This window comes from Thetidibacter halocola (assembly GCF_018224955.1).
Lineage (GTDB): Bacteria > Pseudomonadota > Alphaproteobacteria > Rhodobacterales > Rhodobacteraceae > Thetidibacter > Thetidibacter halocola.
In genome coordinates, this window is sequence record NZ_JAGTUU010000011.1 from 34,732 (window position 1) to 51,982 (window position 17,251).

Consider the following 17,251-nt stretch of genomic DNA (forward strand, 5'->3'; position numbering starts at 1 on the left):
CACATGGGACGCATTCAGCTGAAGCAGGTCAAGAAGTCCTTTGGCGACGTGACCGTCATCCCGCCGCTGGACCTGGAAATCGAGGACGGGGAATTCGTCGTCTTCGTCGGCCCCTCGGGCTGCGGCAAGTCCACGCTCCTGCGACTGATCGCGGGGCTGGAGGACACCACCGGCGGCGTGATCGAGATCGACGGCAAGGACGCCACCTCCCTGCCTCCGGCCAAGCGCCGACTGGCGATGGTTTTCCAGTCCTACGCGCTGTATCCGCACATGACGGTGCGCAAGAACATCGCCTTCCCGATGCGGATGGCGGGGCTGGACAAGGCCGAGCAGGACAAGCGGATCGCAGCCGCCGCCAAGGCGCTGAACCTGACCGACTACCTCGACCGCCGGCCCGGCCAGCTGTCGGGCGGCCAGCGCCAGCGCGTCGCCATCGGGCGGGCCATCGTGCGCGAACCGGCGGCCTTCCTGTTCGACGAGCCTCTGTCCAACCTCGACGCCGCGCTGCGGGTCGGCATGCGGATGGAGATCAGCGAGCTGCACAAGAAGCTGGCCACCACGATGGTCTACGTCACCCACGATCAGGTCGAGGCCATGACCATGGCCGACAAGATCGTCGTGCTGCATGCCGGCGTGATCGAGCAGGTCGGCAGCCCGCTGGAACTGTATCGCGCCCCGCGCAACAAGTTCGTGGCCGGTTTCATCGGCAGCCCCAAGATGAACTTCATCGAAGGCAAGGAGGCGGCGGCGCACGATGCCCACACGATCGGCATCCGGCCGGAACACATCGACGTCTCAACCACCGAGGGCCACTGGCACGGCACAGTCGGCGTGGCCGAGCACCTGGGCTCTGACACGTTCATCCACGTTCACGGCGTTCCGGGATGCAGCCCGATGACCGTGCGCGTCGGCGGCGAGATACCGGTGCGTCATGGCGACAAGGTCTTTCTGACGCCGAACCTCGATCATCTGCACCGGTTCGACGCCAAGGGGCTGCGCATCGCATGACACGGCTTGCAGGAAAGACCGCGCTGATCACCGGCGCGGCGCGCGGCATCGGCCTGGCCTTTGCCCGACGCTACGTCGCCGAGGGCGCGCGCGTGGCCATCGCCGATATCGACATCGTCCGCGCCCGGGCCTCTGCAGCAGAGATCGGTGAAGCCGCCATCGCCGTCGAGATGGACGTGACGCGGCAGGACAGCATCGACGCCGCGGTGACCGAGACGGTTGCAGGGCTGGGGCAGATCGACATCCTGATCAACAACGCCGCGATCTTTACCGCCGCCCCCCTGATCGAGATCGAGCGCCGCGATTTCGACCGCGTCTTTGCGATCAACGTGGCGGGGTGCCTGTTCACCATGCAGGCCGTCGCCCGCCACATGATCGAGGCAGGCATCAAGGGCCGGATCATCAACATGGCGTCGCAGGCGGGCCGGCGGGGCGAGTCCCTCGTCGCCGTCTACTGTGCGTCCAAGGCGGCGGTGATCTCGCTCACGCAATCGGCGGGGCTGAACCTGATCCGGCACGGCATCAACGTGAACGCCATCGCGCCCGGCGTGGTCGATGGCGAGCATTGGGACGGCGTCGACGCCTTCTTTGCGAAATACGAAGGCAAGGCGCCCGGCCAGAAGAAACGCGAAGTCGGCGAGGCGGTGCCGTTTGGCCGCATGGGAACGGCGGACGACCTGACCGGGATGGCCGTGTTCCTGGCCTCGGACGATGCCGAATACATCGTCGCCCAGACCTACAATGTCGACGGCGGCAACTGGATGAGCTGATGGACGGAAACGCGCAAGGGGGAATACCCATGAAACTCGCCAACGAGACCCTCGCCGCCCTGCCCGACGGCATCGAGCGCCCGCGCTACGACCGCGCACGGCTGACGCCCGGCATCGTGCATATCGGGCTGGGCAATTTCCACCGCGCGCACCAGGCGTGGTATCTGCACCGGCTGATGCAGCAGGGGCAGGCGCTGGACTGGGCCATCATCGGCGCGGGCGTCCGGCCCTATGACGCGGCGATGCGCGAGCGCCTGCTGGCGCAGGATTGCCTGACGACTCTGGTCGAACTGGACCCGGCCGGAACCACGGTCGAGGTGACGGGCGCGATGATCGACTACCTGCCCATCGTCGAGGGCAACGGTCCGCTGATTGCCGCCATGAGCGACAAGGCGATCCGCATCGTCGGCCTGACGATCACCGAGGGCGGCTATTACCTCGACCCCAATACCGGCGGTTTCGACACGACGCATCCGGATATCGTCTTTGATGCGGCCAACCCGGACACGCCCCGCACGGCGTTCGGCGCGATGGTGGCGGCGCTGCGCGCGCGTCGCGCGGCGGGCCACCCGCCCTTTACCGCGCTGTGCTGCGACAACCTGCAAGGCAATGGCGCGATCCTGCGCGCCTGCGTGGTGGGCCTCGCGCGGCTGAGCGACCCGGCGCTTGCGGAATGGATCGACGCACAGGGTGCCTTTCCGAACTCCATGGTCGATTGCATCGTCCCCGCCACCAGCCCCGAGTTGGTCGCAAAGGTCCGCGCGCTGGGCATCGACGACGCCTCCCCGGTGAGCCACGAGAATTTCCGCCAATGGGTGATCGAGGACGACTTCTGCATGGGCCGCCCGGCCTGGGAGGACGTCGGCGCAACCATGACGGACGACGTGCACGCCTACGAGGCGATGAAGATCCGGATTCTCAACGGCGGCCACCAACTGCTTGCCAACGCAGGGGAAATCCTGTCAGCGCCGACCATCGCCGACTGCATGGCCGATCCCGACATCGCCGGTTTCTTCCGCGCGGTGCAGACCGCCGAAATCGTGCCCTGCGTGCATCCCGTGCCCGGCATGACACCCCTGGCCTATGTCGACCTCATCGTGACCCGCTTTGCCAACCCGGAAATTCGCGACAGCACCCGCCGCGTGGCCTTTGACGGCTCGTCGCGGCATGCAGGTTTCCTGCTGCCGATCCTGCGCGAGGGACTGGCGGCAGGCCGCTCCGTCGCGGGGCTGGCCCTGGCCGAGGCGCTCTGGGCGCGGATGTGCGAGGGCACGCGCGAGGACGGCTCGGTGATCGAGCCCAACGACCCGAACTGGGACGTGCTGAACGACGCTGCGCGTCGCGCCCGGCATGACCCGCAGGTCTGGCTGCGCGAGGCGGGCATCTATGGCGACCTGGCCGACGCCCCCCGCTTTGCCGCCCCATTCGCCGAGGCGCTGACCGCGCTCTGGTCCGAGGGATGCCGCGCCACGCTGCGGCGCCACGCGGGCGGCTGAGTCGCCCGCTTCTTCGCGCGCCGGCGCAGCCCGGGCGAAGACGCTCATTTTGCAGGCAGATGTCGCAATTGGCGCATGCGAACGCCCGAGAATTGTGCAACCTTGTTGCGGACGCTCGATGACGCCTGTCATCTTGACCAACGAACCGGCCAGCGTAGGGCTGGTCATGTCAACAGGAGAGACCCCTTGTTCCATCGTTTCAAATCCCTTGCCGCCGCGGCCTCCTTTGCGGTCATGGGCGCGGCTGGCGCCGTCTCGGCCGAGACGAACATGCCCTTCGCCCTCGACTGGAAGTTCGAAGGCCCCTCGGCGCCCTATTTCCTCGCCATCGATTCCGGCCTGTTTTCAGGCGCGGGCCTGACCGTCGAGATCACCGAGGGTCAGGGCTCGCTCGACGCGATCCCGAAGGTCGCCACCGGCGCATTCCCGGTCGGTTTCGCCGACATCAACAGCCTGATGCGTTTCCTCGACCAGAACCCCGGCGCGCCGGTCAAGGCCGTGATGATGGTCTATGACAAACCCCCGTTTGCCGTGGTCGGCCGCAAGTCGCTGGGCGTCACCGGCCCCAAGGATCTCGAAGGCAAGGTGCTGGGCGCGCCGCCGCCCGATGGCGCCTGGGCACAGTTCCCGATCTTCGCCGCCGAGAACGGCCTCGACACCGCGTCCATCACCGTGGAACCGGTGGGCTTCCCGACGCGCGAGCCGATGCTGGCCGAGGGCAAGGTCGCGGCCGTGACGGGCTTTTCCTTCTCGTCGACGCTGAACCTCAAGCGGCTGGGAGTTCCGGCCGATGACCTCAGCGTGATCCTGATGGCAGACAACGGCGTGGCGCTTTATGGCAACGCGATCATCGTGAACACCGATTTCGCCGCCGCCAACCCCGAGGCCGTGACCAGCTTCCTTGGTGCCATCGCCGCCGGCTGGAAGGCCGCCATCGCCGATCCCGACGCCGCCATCGCCGCCCTTTTGCAGCGCAACCCGGCCGCCGATTCGGACCTGGAAAAAGAGCGCCTGATGATGGCGGTCGACGCCAACGTGCTGACCGATTACGTCAAGGCAAACGGCATCGGCGGCGTCGACGCAGACCGCATGGCCAAGGCGATCGAGCAGACGAAGTCGGTCTACACCTTCACGACCGAGCCCGACGCCGCGCTCTATTTCGACAGCAGCTTCCTGCCTGCCGCCGACGCGCGGATGTTGCAGTAAGGCAAGGCGCGCCGGCGGCCCACCCGCCGGCGCGCATTCGCAGGACCGGCAGGCCATGACCAATCTCATCGAAATCAAGGGCGTGACCCACGCCTACCAGACGCCGAACGGTCCGCTGCCGGTGCTGGACAACCTGAACATTGCCGTCCCCGAGGGCGAATTCGCCGCCGTCGTCGGCCCTTCGGGCTGCGGCAAGTCCACCCTGACGCGCCTCATTGCCGGGCTGATGAAACCCGACACGGGCGAGGTCTGGCTGCATGGCGAACGGGTGAAATCGCCGCGCAAGACCGTCGGCATGGCGTTCCAGAACCCAGTGCTGCTGGAATGGCGCTCGATCCTCGACAACGTCATCCTGCCGCTGGAAATCGTCGCCCCCTCGATGCCGCGCAAGCAGCGCGAGGCGCGGGCCGAGGAACTGCTGGCGCTGGTCGGCCTTCAAGGCTTCGAAAGCAAGCGGCCCTCGGAACTCTCAGGCGGGATGCGCCAGCGGGCCTCGCTCTGCCGATCCATCGTCCACAAGCCCGACGTGCTGATCATGGACGAACCGTTCGGCGCGCTCGACGCCTTCACGCGCGAGGACCTGTGGCAGACGATGCACGCCCTGCGCGCCTCCGAGCCCTTCACCGCCGTACTGATCACCCACGACCTGCGCGAAAGCGTCTACCTGGGCGACCAGGTGTTCGTCCTGTCCGGGCGCCCTGCCCGCACGCAATACGTGCTTGATGTGCATTACCCGCAGGCCGAGGGGCTGCGAAAGCTCGAGGGGCTCTATACGCCCGAATGCGCGCAGATGCTGGCCACGCTGCGCGAGCAGATCCAGATCGCCCAGGGGCGGCATCCGGAACAGGCGGTGCACTGATGAAGACCTTTCAGAAGATCGCCGTTCCGATCGTCGCCATCGCGCTGTTCCTGGCGGTGTGGGAGTTCCTCGTCTGGGTCAACGGCTGGCCCAACTATGTCATGGCTTCGCCCTCTGACCTGCCCGAGGCCTATATCCGCTTCTGGAACCTGTTCGTGAGCGGTGGCTGGCAGACGCTGTGGCGCACCGTGGCGGGGCTGGGTCTTGCGGTGCTGTTCGGCACGGCTCTCGGCATGGTCATGGGCTTTTCGCGGGTGGCGCGCGACGCGCTCTATCCGCTGCTGGTGGGGTTCAACGCGATCCCAAAGGCGACGCTGGTGCCGGTGCTGGCGCTGCTGTTCATCGGGCAGCACAATTTCAACACCGTACTGATGGCCTTCCTGATCTCGTTTTTCCCGATCGCCGTGTCGGTGGGCATCGGCCTGTCGACGCTGGAGCCGGAATACCGCGACATCCTGCGCAGCCTCGGCGCCAGCCGCTTTACCATCTTCCGCAAGATCGCCCTTCCCAAGACCCTGCCTGAATTCTTCGGTGCGCTGAAGGTTTCGGTCACGTTGGCATTCATCGGCACCAACCTGGTCGAGATCATCTCTCCGCACGGCCGGGGCTTGGGCGCGCTGTTCCTGTCCGGGCAGACGAACTCCAACTATCCGCTGATGTTCGCGGTGCTGATCGCGCTCGCGGTACTGGGCATCGTGCTGTATTACGCGGTGGTCGCGCTGGAAAAGATCTTTGCCGGCTGGGCCGAGCGCCCGCACGGCTAGGCCGTCGCGGCCTCGCGCACCAGGTCCAGCAGCAGCGCCTGCGCCCGGGTCGGCACCCAGCCGGCCCGGCACGTCAGCCCGATGGCCCGCGCGGGCCAGTCCAGCGCCACGTCCAGCCGCACCAACAGACCCTTGTCGAGTTCCGCCTGCGCCTGCCGGGCCGAAATGCAGCCCAAGAGGTCACTGCGCACCAGCAATTCCCGCATGAGCAGGATCGACCCGCATTCCAGGATGCTGTCCGGCAAGGCCATGCCCCGGCTTTCGAACAGCGCGTCGAACTGCTCGCGCGAGGGGGTTCCGGGGCGTGGCACCGCCCAAGGGTGGCGCACCAGCACCTCCAGCGGGATGGCGCGCTCGACGGTCAGCGGATGGCCGGGCCGGGCGAACATCGACAGGCGGTCGTCGAACAGCGGTTCCTGCGCGATGTCATCCACCGGGGGCGGATCGCGCATCGCGCCCAGCAGGAAATCGATCTCGCCCCGCCGCAGGCCCGCCAGCATCTCCGCATAGGTGCCGTCGATCACCGTGACCGGATGGGTGGGGCGAACCTGCCGGAACCGCGCCAGCGCCTCGGGCAGCACGACGCTGCGCGACAGCGGCAGCGCGCCGATCACGATGCGGCCCGCCTCGCGTCCGTCGAATTCGGCCAGTTCCGCCTCGGCCTGCGCGAATTCGGACAGGGCCAGCAGCGCCGCCATCACGAGGCCTCGGCAGGCACGCGTCGGCACCAGCCCGAAGGAGGTTCGCTCGAACAGGGGCTTGCCTGCGGCCTTTTCCAGCTGCGTGGCGCCGCGATGCACGGTCGGCTGCGACAGGCCCAGGCGCCGCGCGGCGAGTGTCGCGCTCTGCGCCTCGGCCACGGCGATCAGCTGGCGCAGCTGCGCCGAGGTGGCGGTCAGCACCAGCCGTGGCGAGACCTCGGCCAGCGCGATGTCCAGCCGGTCCATCGCCCGCCGCAGCCGCGCCTCCAGCGTCGCGCCGCGATCGGTCGGAAAGGCGCCCTGCGGCGTCCGGTCGAACAGCGCGCCGCCCGCTTCGCGCTCCAGCTTGCCGATGGCCTGGGTGACGGCGGGCTGCGACACCCGGCACAGACGCGCCGCCCCGGTCAGCGAGCCCACGCGCGCGACCGCAAGGAAGACCCGGACATGGCGGAGATTTCGGCTGAGCATGGCGGGGCGCGGGATTCCGGGCGGCAGGGAAGCCCAGACTAGACCCGCACCCGCGCCCGGGAAAGGCCTGGCGCAGCACCTTTGCACTACCCGACCGGGCAATCGTCCAAGGCGACACACGGCCCGTTTGCGCGTTGCAACAAAAATGCCGCTTTTCAGGAGGTTCCGCCCAAGACGCGCTTGATCGGGCAACCCGCGCCGGGCTACGGCTTCAGCAATTTGGTTCAAATCCGGTTCGACGATTTCAGCAGATTCCGGTTCAGGCAAGGCAGCGCCCAATGACGATTACCCAGGCACAGATCGATTCCCTTTCCAGCGGCGCCGACACGGCGCTGGCCGTCCTTGACGCGGCATGGCGGGCGCAGGCACTGGCAGAGGCGCTGCCGCTGATCGGCGACGGTTTCGGTGACAGCGTCAACGACGCCACAGGGGCCGTGGCCGACCTGCGCACAGCGCTGCTGTCGGGCCTGTCGACCCTGTCGGACGCGGCCACCTACACCGCCGCCGAACTGGAAACCGCGCTGGCGAACGCGCTGGCGAACCGTGGCCTGTCGGGCATCGTCGTCTCGGCCTCGGAGGGGACGGGCGGGATCACCCTGACCATCGCCGCCGCAGCCTCGGCGACCGCGGCCGTGGCGCTGGCGGGCGACCTCGCCCTGCCGGGCCTCGCACTGGACGTGTCGGGCAGCGCGACGCTGGCGGCCTCGGCGGGCATGGCGCTGACGCTGGGCCTGGATGAAACCGGGTTCTTCATCGGCACCGGCGGTGCCTCGGGCCTGGACCTGTCGCTGGACGCCAGCGCAATCAGTTTCAACGCCTCCGCCACCCTCGGCATCCTGGGCTTTTCGGTCGCGGACGCGGGATCGGACCTCGACCTCGATTTCTCCATCGACCTGACCGACGCCAACAACGACGGCAAGCTGCGCCTGTCCGAGCTTTCCTCGGACTTTCTGAACGTCACGATGAGCGGCACCTCGGACCTGGTCGTGGACCTCGCGGCAGATTTCGGCACGGGCGCCCTGCCCTCGGTCTCGGCCACGCTGGACGTGGACTGGGACTTTGCCAATGCCACGGTCAATCCCGGCGACCAGAACCTGAGCTTTGGCGGGTTGCCGACGGTCGTGCTGCGCGACGTGACGCTGGACCTGGGCAGTTTCCTCGAGGACGTGGTGCTGCCGGTCCTCGACGCGATCCAGCCCATCCTCGAGCCCATCGGCATCGCGCTCGACGTGCTGACCGCCGACATCACCATGCTCAAGCTGCTGCCGGACTGGGAAACGCTGCTGGACCGCACCGGTGACGGCAAGATTAACCTGCTGGACCTGCTGAAACTGGCCGATGACGCGCTCGACCTCGGGCCGGTCTTCGACTTCGTCGACCTGGCGCAGTCGCTGACTGACTGGGCGCAGTTCCTGGGCAGCGTGAACCTGTCCGAGATCGGGCTGAATTTCGGCGATTACGCACTGGGCGCGGGGTTGGACATTCGCGATTTCGCGCTTGACCTGGCCAATGCGAACATCCCGCTGACCTCGGCCGCAGAGACGCTGAGCGGCATTCTCGACACGATCTCGGGCGGCAACTGGGACGGGTCTGGCGGCGGCAAGGCGATCCTCGCAGAGATGGCCGGCAGCCCCGCGTTCAGCCTGCCGCTGCTGGAGGATCCGTCACAGATCATCGCGCTGCTGTTCGGCGGCGATGCGGACCTGGTCGAGATCGACTTTCCCGACATCACCCTGTCCGCAGGCGGCGACAGCCTGATCCAGATCCCGGTCTTTCCGGGCATCAACGTCACGCTGGGCGGCTCGGTCAGCGCGGCCTTCGACCTGGCCTTCGGCTACAGCACGCGGGGCCTGCTGGCGCCGGGCGCCACCGCGCTCGATGCGCTGAACGGCCTTTATGTCATCGACGGCGAGGGTGCCGAGGCGACGCTGTCGGCTTCGATCTACCTGGGCGGCACGCTGGATGCGCTGATCGCCAGCCTTTACGGCGGCGGCGACGTGACCGGCACGATCGAACTGGACATCGCGGATTCGCTGCAAGGCACGCCAGGCCGGCTGTATTATGACGAGTTCCTCGCCGCGCTGACCACCAACCCATTCAGCCTGTTCGACGCCTCGGGCTCGATCACCGCCGGGCTGTCGATCGCGGCGCGCATCCTGGGCGGCGACGTCTTCCGCCTCGACAGCCCGCGCCTGACCCTGGCCGAGTTCAACTTTACCGGCCGCGCGGCGCTGACGGCGGCGGACGACCCGCTGGGCCTTGCCGACCCGTCGGGCGGCTTCCTGCTGCTCAACATCGGCGGGCGCGCCGACCAGCGGCTGGTGGGCAGCGCGACGGATGGCGCGGAACTGGTCTACCTGGCCGATTCCGGCGGCGGCACCGTCACCGTCATCATCGACGGCTACTCCGGCACCTATGACGCCGGCAGCCGGATCGAGGGCGCAGCGGGCGCTTTCGACGACCAACTGGTGCTGGCCGAGACGCTGACCGTCGCGGCACAACTGTCCGGCGAGGCGGGCAACGACCTGCTGGCCGGCGGCGCGGGCGACGACACGCTGCTGGGCGGCACGGGCGACGACACATTCTTTGGCCGGGCGGGCGACGACAGCCTTTCGGGCGGCGACGGTGCCGACCTCTTCTATGGCGGTGCGGGCGCCGACACGATCGCGGGCGGCGATGGCGAGGACATGGTCAGCTATGTCTTCTCGGGCACAGGCGTCTCGGTCGATCTCGGCAACGGGACTGGCCTGTTCGGCACCGCGCAGGGCGACGTCCTGAGCGGGATCGAGGTGCTGCAAGGCTCGTATCACGCAGACACGCTGGCGGGCAGCAGTGATGCCGACATGATCATCGGCCTCGAAGGCGACGATGCGATTTCGGGTGCCGTCGGCGACGACGTGCTGCTGGGCTCGACCGGCGCGGATACGCTGGATGGCGGCAGCGGGGCCGACACGATGGTGGGCGCGGCGGGCGACGACGTGTATTTCGTCGACGATGCGGGCGACGTGGTGGACGAGAACCGCTATGGCGAGATCCTGTCAGGCGACGTTGGCGGCCATGACGAGGTGCGCGCCAGCATCGACTGGTCCATCGCCACCGGTACGCAGGCCGCCATCGAGGACCTGACCCTGATCGGCAGCGCCGTGGTCGGCACCGGCAATGCGGGCGCCAACGTGCTGACGGCCAACGCCCTTGGCCTGGCAGACGGCGCGCTGCATGGCGGCGCGGGCGAAGACACGCTGATCGGCTCTTCGGCAGGGGAATTGCTGGATGGCGGCGCAGATGCCGACAGCCTGATCGGCCATGGCGGCGACGACACCTATCACATCGACACTTCCGGCGACGAGATCGTCGAGATCGCGGGCGAAGGCACCGATACTGCGGTCGTCTTCCTGTCGACCTTTGCACTGGAGGCAGATGACGACATCGAGGTGATGCAGCTCGACAGCTCGGTGACCGATGGCGACCTGACCGGCAACGCGCTGGACCAGACGCTGATCGGCGCCCTGGGCGACGACACGCTGGTGGGCGGCGCCGGGGCGGATGCGCTGATCGGCGGTGCAGGCACCGACCGCGCCAGCTATCGCAACGCCTCCGCCGCCGTGCTGATCGACCTGACGCTGGTCACGCAGGCGGGCGGCGATGCCGAGGGCGACACCTATACCAGCATCGAGCAGGTCGAGGGCTCGACCCATGACGACACGCTGATCGGCGGCACAGGCGATGACGAGTTCTTCGGCCTTGCAGGCAACGACGATCTGCAGGGCGCGGATGGCGCGGACACGCTCTGGGGCGGCGCGGGCAACGACCTGCTGGATGGCGGTGACGGGGCCGACACGCTGGTCGGCGGCGACGGCGACGACACCTACATGGTGGACAATGCGCTGGAACAGGTGACCGAGATCGGCTCCGGCAGCGACCTGGTGATCGCCTCGGTCGACTGGTCGCTGGACACCGCGAGCCAGCAGAACATCGAGGCGCTGACCCTGACGGGCCTCGCCCGCGTGGGCACCGGCAACGCGCTGGCCAACGTGCTGACCGGCACCGCCGGCGACGACACGCTGGACGGCCTTGCGGGCGCGGACACGATGATCGGCGGCGCGGGCGACGACCTGTATCGTGTGCAGAATGCCCTCGACCTGGTGACAGACTTTTCGGGCGATGACCGGATAGATCTCTCCTCGGCCGGGACCACCAGCTATGACATGAGCGTGCAGGCAACGCAGGTCGAGGACCTGCGCGTGATCGACGCCGTCGCCAATGTCGCGATCACCGGCAACGCGCTGGACAACGTGATCGAGGGCAATGCCCGCAACGACGTGCTGCGCGGCGGCGACGGCAACGACACGCTGATCGCGGGCGCGGGCGGGCGCGAATTGCTTTACGGCGACGCGGGCGACGACGACCTGCGCATCGTCTACGCCTCGCGCGGCGATCACCTTTTCGATGGTGGCGCGGGTGATGCCGACATCATGCGGCTGGATTGGTCGGATGCGACCTCGAACGTGATCTACAACAACAATTCCAACGGCATCTACTACAACACCTCGGTGACGGCCTATGGCTTCATCAACGCCTATTTCGTCGGGATCGAGGCCTTCGACCTGCGCTCGGGCACGGGGCGCGACATCCTCTATGGCGGGGTTCTGGACGACACGCTGCATGGCGGCGCGGGCAACGACCGGCTTTTCGCCTCGCGCGGGCGGGCCGAGATCGAGGGCGGCGATGGCGCCGACTTCGCCTCGGTCACGGTGCGCACGGCGGCGGATGTGGACCTTGGCCTGGATTTCAGCCTGCGCCTGATCGACACCCAGTCAGCCACGGTCACCGTGAACGCCGGCACCGCGGTCGAGACGCGCTGGCAGGGGATCGAGCAGATCCACCTCTATACCGGCGCCGGCGACGACCTGCTGGACACCCGCGGCGTCGGGTCGACCGTGAATACCTTCGACATTTCCAACTATTTCTCGTCCGGCGACGGCGACGACACCTATGCGACCGACATCCTGTCGCTGGGCTCGGCCAGATTTGTCGCGGGGGCGGGGTTTGACCGGCTGATCCTCGACTGGCGCGACGCCACGTCGACCGTGCTGCACAACAGCAACTCCAACGGGGTCTACTACAACACCGCCGTCACCGGCCACGGCTTCATCAACCAGTATTACACCGACATCGAGGAGATCGACATCCGCTCCGGCGCCGGCGCAGACCAGCTGCGCGCCGTGGGCGGCCGTGACCGGTTCGACGCGGGCGCGGGCAACGACCGCGTCTTCGGCGCAGACAAGGGCGACACGGTGATCGCCGGCACCGGCACCGACTGGATCAGCCTGGACCTGCGCTTTGCCGAGGATGAGACCGACCCCGCCGAGGATATCCGCCTGGTCCTGGCCGAGGCGCAGGAGACCGCCGTCACCTGGTATGCCGGCACGGCGGACGAGACGACCGTGCAGGGTGTGGAACTGATCCACCTCTATACCGGCGCGGGCGACGACAGCCTGGACCTGCGCGGCATCGCGACGAATTCCGGCACCTTCGGCACCTCGAACCACTTCGAGGCGGGCGCGGGCGACGACAGCTATGCGATCGACCTGATGGCGCTGGGCTCGGCCAGTTTCATTGCGGGCGAGGGCTATGACCGGCTGCTGATCGACTGGAGCGCGGCGACCAGCACCGTGCTCTACAACAGCAATTCCAACGGCATCTACTACAACGTCTCGGTCGCGACTTACGGCTTCGTCAACCAGTATTACCGCGACATCGAGGAGATCGACATCCGCTCGGGCTCGGGCGCGGATGAGCTGCGCGCCGTGGGCGGCCGCGACCGGTTCGAGGCGGCGGCCGGCAACGACCGCGTGTTTGGCGCCGACAAGGGCGACACGGTGCTGGCCGGGACGGGCAGCGACTGGATCAGCCTGGATCTGCGCTTCGACGCGGGCGAGACCGACCCCGTCGAGGATATCCGCCTGGTCCTGGCCGACATCCAGGGCGCGACGGCGACCTTCTACGCCGGAACCGAGAACGAGACGGTGGTCGAGGGCGTCGAGCAGATTCACCTCTATACCGGCGCCGGCGACGACCTGCTGGACACGCGGGGGATCGCGTCGGATTCCGACCGGCATATCAAGTCGCATTACTTCGACGCGGGTGACGGCGACGACACCTATGCCACCGACATCCTGTCGCTGGGCTCGGCCAGATTTGTCGCGGGGGCGGGGTTTGACCGGCTGATCCTCGACTGGCGCGACGCCACGTCGACCGTGCTGCACAACAGCAACTCCAACGGGGTCTACTACAACACCGCCGTCACCGGCCACGGCTTCATCAACCAGTATTACACCGACATCGAGGAGATCGACATCCGCTCCGGCGCCGGCGCAGACCAGCTGCGCGCCGTGGGCGGCCGTGACCGGTTCGACGCGGGCGCGGGCAACGACCGCGTCTTCGGCGCAGACAAGGGCGACACGGTGATCGCCGGCACCGGCACCGACTGGATCAGCCTGGACCTGCGCTTTGCCGAGGATGAGACCGACCCCGCCGAGGATATCCGCCTGGTCCTGGCCGAGGCGCAGGAGACCGCCGTCACCTGGTATGCCGGCACGGCGGACGAGACGACCGTGCAGGGTGTGGAACTGATCCACCTCTATACCGGCGCGGGCGACGACAGCCTGGACCTGCGCGGCATCGCGACGAATTCCGGCACCTTCGGCACCTCGAACCACTTCGAGGCGGGCGCGGGCGACGACAGCTATGCGATCGACCTGATGGCGCTGGGCTCGGCCAGTTTCATTGCGGGCGAGGGCTATGACCGGCTGCTGATCGACTGGAGCGCGGCGACCAGCACCGTGCTCTACAACAGCAATTCCAACGGCATCTACTACAACGTCTCGGTCGCGACTTACGGCTTCGTCAACCAGTATTACCGCGACATCGAGGAGATCGACATCCGCTCGGGCTCGGGCGCGGATGAGCTGCGCGCCGTGGGCGGCCGCGACCGGTTCGAGGCGGCGGCCGGCAACGACCGCGTGTTTGGCGCCGACAAGGGCGACACGGTGCTGGCCGGGACGGGCAGCGACTGGATCAGCCTGGATCTGCGCTTCGACGCGGGCGAGACCGACCCCGTCGAGGATATCCGCCTGGTCCTGGCCGACATCCAGGGCGCGACGGCGACCTTCTACGCCGGAACCGAGAACGAGACGGTGGTCGAGGGCGTCGAGCAGATTCACCTCTATACCGGCGCCGGCGACGACCTGCTGGACACGCGGGGGATCGCGTCGGATTCCGACCGGCATATCAAGTCGCATTACTTCGACGCGGGTGACGGCGACGACACCTATGCCACCGACATCCTGTCGCTGGGCTCGGCCAGATTTGTCGCGGGGGCGGGGTTTGACCGGCTGGTCCTCGACTGGCGCGACGCCACGTCGACCGTGCTCCACAACAGCAACTCCAACGGGGTCTACTACAACACCGCCGTCACCGGCCACGGCTTCATCAACCAGTATTACACCGACATCGAGGAGATCGACATCCGCAGCGGCGCCGGCGCCGACCAGCTGCGCGCCGTGGGCGGCCGTGACCGGTTCGACGCGGGCGCGGGCAACGACCGCGTCTTCGGCGCCGACAAGGGCGACACGGTGCTGGCCGGGACGGGCAGCGACTGGATCAGCCTGGATCTGCGCTTCGACGCGGGCGAGACCGACCCCGCCGAGGATATCAGCCTGGTCCTGGCCGAGGCGCAGGAGACCACCGTCACCTGGTATGCCGGCACGGCGGACGAGACGACCGTGCAGGGTGTGGAACTGATCCACCTCTATACCGGCGCGGGCGACGACCGGCTGGATGTGCGCGGCATCGCGACGAATTCCGGCACCTTCGGCACCTCGAACCACTTCGAGGCGGGCGCGGGCGACGACACGTTCGCCACCGACCTGATGGCCCTTGGTGATGGCAGTTTCGTCGGTGGAACCGGGCTCGACCGTCTGATCCTGGACTGGCGCGATGCCACCTCGACCGTGCTCTACAACAGCAATTCCAACGGGGTCTACTACAACACCGCCGTCACCGGCTATGGCTTCGTGAACCAGTATTTCACCGGGGTCGAGATGTTCACCCTGCTGGGCGGTTCCGCTGCCGATACGCTGAACGGTGCGGCGCTGGACGACGTCCTGTCCGGTGGCGGCGGCAACGACCGGCTAAACGCCGGCGATGGCGCCGACAGTGTCGCGGGCGGCACCGGCAACGACACGATCCTGCTGGGCGCGGGCGACGACACCGCGAATGGCGGTGTCGGCAACGACACGATCACCGGCTCGGGTGGAGCCGACCGCAACGTGGCGGTCTATGCCGATGCGCTGAGCGGCATCCTCGTCGAGGCGCTGGCGGATGGCAGCTATCGCCTGACCACGGCGACCGAGGGCGTGGACATCCTGCGCGACGTTCAGGTCCTGAGGCTGGACGCGGATGGCATCACGGTCGAGATGGCGATCGCCGACGCGGTCAACACGGCGCCGGTCCTGCCCGAGGACGCCGCCTTTGCTTTCGTCGAGGGCGAGGTCGGCACGCTGTTCACCGCGCTTGCGAACGATCCGCAGGGCCACGCACTGACCTATGGATTGTCGGGGCCAGACGCCACCTTCTTCGAGATCGACCCGGCGACCGGCGCGCTGGGCTTTGCGCCGTCGGTCTTCGACGGGCTGACGCCCAGCGCAGATGGCGACGGCGTCTACGAGGTGATCGTGACCGCCAGCGACAGTTTGCTGGAGGACGCGCAGGCGCTGAGCATCACCATAAACCCGCCGAATTTCGTGCCCGAACTGGTGGCGCCGGTCGATCCGCAGAACTGGCTGAACGGTAATGCACACGACCTGTCGCTGGCCAGTGTCTTTACCGATGGTGATGGCGAGGCGCTTGTGCTGGCGCTGACGCTCGCCGATGGCTCGGCCCTGCCGCCCTGGCTGGGCTTCAACCCGGCTTCGGGCCTGCTGAGCGCGGATATCCCGACCGACGTGACCGGCCCCTTCACCCTGCGCCTGAGCGCCACGGACCCGAAGGAAGCCACGACGACAACAGAGTTCGCGATCACCGTGGCGAGCAACCTGATCACCGCCCTGCCAGAGGGCGGCGCGCTGGACGGGACGGCGCTGAACGACCGGATGCAGGGGCTGGAAGGCAATGACAGCTTCCAAGCGCTGGGGGGCGACGACTGGCTGGATGGCGGCGATGCGGCGGACCTGCTGGATGGCGGCGCGGGCGACGACACGATCCTGGGCGGGCTTGGCGGCGATACGATGCTGGGCGATGCCGGGCGGGACAGCCTCGAGGGCGAACGCGGCAATGACGTGATGAATGGCGGAACCCAGGCGGATATGCTGATCGGCGGCAACGGCAACGATACGCTGATCGGCGGCTATGGCGCGGACAGCCTGCTGGGCTCGAACGGTAACGACCTGCTGCGCGGCGACGACGGGGCCGACATTCTGATCGGCGGCAATGGCAACGACCGCCTCGTGGGTCTCGACGGCAACGACGCCATGACAGGCGGTTCCGGCGGCGACCGGCTGTATGGCGGTCGCAACAACGACGACCTGCATGGTGGCTTTGGCAACGACCTGCTGGGCGGCGGCGTGGGCGACGACACGCTGAACGGCGGCGGAAACAACGACCGGCTGACCGGCGGCGCCGGCGGCGATTCCTTTGTCTTCGACACGGCGAATTTCGGCGACGACACGATCGCCGACTTCACCCCGCATGCCGTGGGCGCAGAGGCCGACCGTCTGCATTTCGGTGGAGGCTTTGCCGAAGTGGGCGATGCCGCTGGCTTCATCGCCGCATCGACGCAGGTCGGCACGGACGTGGTCTATGACCTGAACGGCGACGGGGTGAACCGGATCGTGCTGACCGGTGTCACACTGACAGATCTGGCGGCGGACGATTTCCGCTTCTTCTGACGGGTGGCAGGGGGCGCATCCGCCCCCTGCCC

General features: G+C 67.7%; 8 protein-coding genes. 7 read left to right on the forward strand and 1 reads right to left on the reverse strand.

Going from position 1 to position 17,251, the window contains the following annotated elements:
- Nucleotides 1–3: 3 nt before the first annotated feature.
- The 6 genes from KB874_RS21635 (at nucleotide 4) to KB874_RS21660 (ending at nucleotide 6,103) form a co-directional block, all read left to right on the forward strand.
- Nucleotides 4–1,008, forward strand: a complete 1,005-nt coding sequence (locus tag KB874_RS21635; protein WP_212538651.1) for an ABC transporter ATP-binding protein — start codon at nucleotides 4–6, stop codon at nucleotides 1,006–1,008.
- On the forward strand, nucleotides 1,005–1,778 hold the full coding sequence (locus KB874_RS21640; RefSeq protein ID WP_212538652.1) for an L-iditol 2-dehydrogenase: 774 nt from the start codon (nucleotides 1,005–1,007) through the stop codon (nucleotides 1,776–1,778). The genes KB874_RS21635 and KB874_RS21640 overlap by 4 nt, the downstream gene beginning before the upstream one ends.
- A 29-nt stretch (nucleotides 1,779–1,807) precedes the next feature.
- Nucleotides 1,808–3,274: a mannitol dehydrogenase family protein gene (locus tag KB874_RS21645; RefSeq protein ID WP_212538653.1), complete on the forward strand. Its 1,467-nt coding sequence runs from the start codon at nucleotides 1,808–1,810 to the stop codon at nucleotides 3,272–3,274.
- 234 nt (nucleotides 3,275–3,508) lie between these two features.
- Nucleotides 3,509–4,480, forward strand: coding sequence for an ABC transporter substrate-binding protein (locus KB874_RS21650; protein WP_212538705.1), 972 nt, complete (start codon nucleotides 3,509–3,511; stop codon nucleotides 4,478–4,480).
- A gap of 55 nt (nucleotides 4,481–4,535) precedes the next feature.
- Nucleotides 4,536–5,339, forward strand: coding sequence for an ABC transporter ATP-binding protein (locus KB874_RS21655; protein WP_212538654.1), 804 nt, complete (start codon nucleotides 4,536–4,538; stop codon nucleotides 5,337–5,339).
- The gene (locus KB874_RS21660; RefSeq protein WP_212538655.1) at nucleotides 5,339–6,103 is read left to right on the forward strand and encodes an ABC transporter permease; all 765 of its coding nucleotides are present in this window, start codon (nucleotides 5,339–5,341) and stop codon (nucleotides 6,101–6,103) included. Before KB874_RS21655 ends, KB874_RS21660 begins: the two co-directional genes overlap by 1 nt.
- Here the strand turns inward: KB874_RS21660 and KB874_RS21665 are convergent.
- A complete protein-coding gene (locus tag KB874_RS21665) occupies nucleotides 6,100–7,272 on the reverse strand; it encodes a LysR family transcriptional regulator (protein WP_212538656.1) in 1,173 nt (390 codons plus the stop codon). The two genes, KB874_RS21660 and KB874_RS21665, sit on opposite strands and share 4 nt — an antisense overlap.
- Nucleotides 7,273–7,550: 278 nt before the next feature.
- Here KB874_RS21665 and KB874_RS21670 point away from each other — a divergent pair, with 278 nt between their 5' ends.
- Nucleotides 7,551–17,219 carry a putative Ig domain-containing protein gene (locus KB874_RS21670; RefSeq protein WP_212538657.1) on the forward strand — a complete coding sequence of 3,223 codons (9,669 nt, stop codon included), beginning with the start codon at nucleotides 7,551–7,553 and terminating at the stop codon, nucleotides 17,217–17,219.
- Nucleotides 17,220–17,251: the final 32 nt, after the last annotated feature.

Coding starts and splice junctions, on each gene's coding strand:
- KB874_RS21635 (WP_212538651.1), top strand. CDS start 4: ATGGGACGCATTCAGCTGAAGCAGGTCAAGAAGTCCTTTGGCGACGTG.
- KB874_RS21645 (WP_212538653.1), top strand. CDS start 1,808: ATGAAACTCGCCAACGAGACCCTCGCCGCCCTGCCCGACGGCATCGAG.
- KB874_RS21660 (WP_212538655.1), top strand. CDS start 5,339: ATGAAGACCTTTCAGAAGATCGCCGTTCCGATCGTCGCCATCGCGCTG.
- KB874_RS21655 (WP_212538654.1), top strand. CDS start 4,536: ATGACCAATCTCATCGAAATCAAGGGCGTGACCCACGCCTACCAGACG.
- KB874_RS21650 (WP_212538705.1), top strand. CDS start 3,509: ATGGGCGCGGCTGGCGCCGTCTCGGCCGAGACGAACATGCCCTTCGCC.
- KB874_RS21670 (WP_212538657.1), top strand. CDS start 7,551: ATGACGATTACCCAGGCACAGATCGATTCCCTTTCCAGCGGCGCCGAC.
- KB874_RS21665 (WP_212538656.1), bottom strand. CDS start 7,272: ATGCTCAGCCGAAATCTCCGCCATGTCCGGGTCTTCCTTGCGGTCGCG.
- KB874_RS21640 (WP_212538652.1), top strand. CDS start 1,005: ATGACACGGCTTGCAGGAAAGACCGCGCTGATCACCGGCGCGGCGCGC.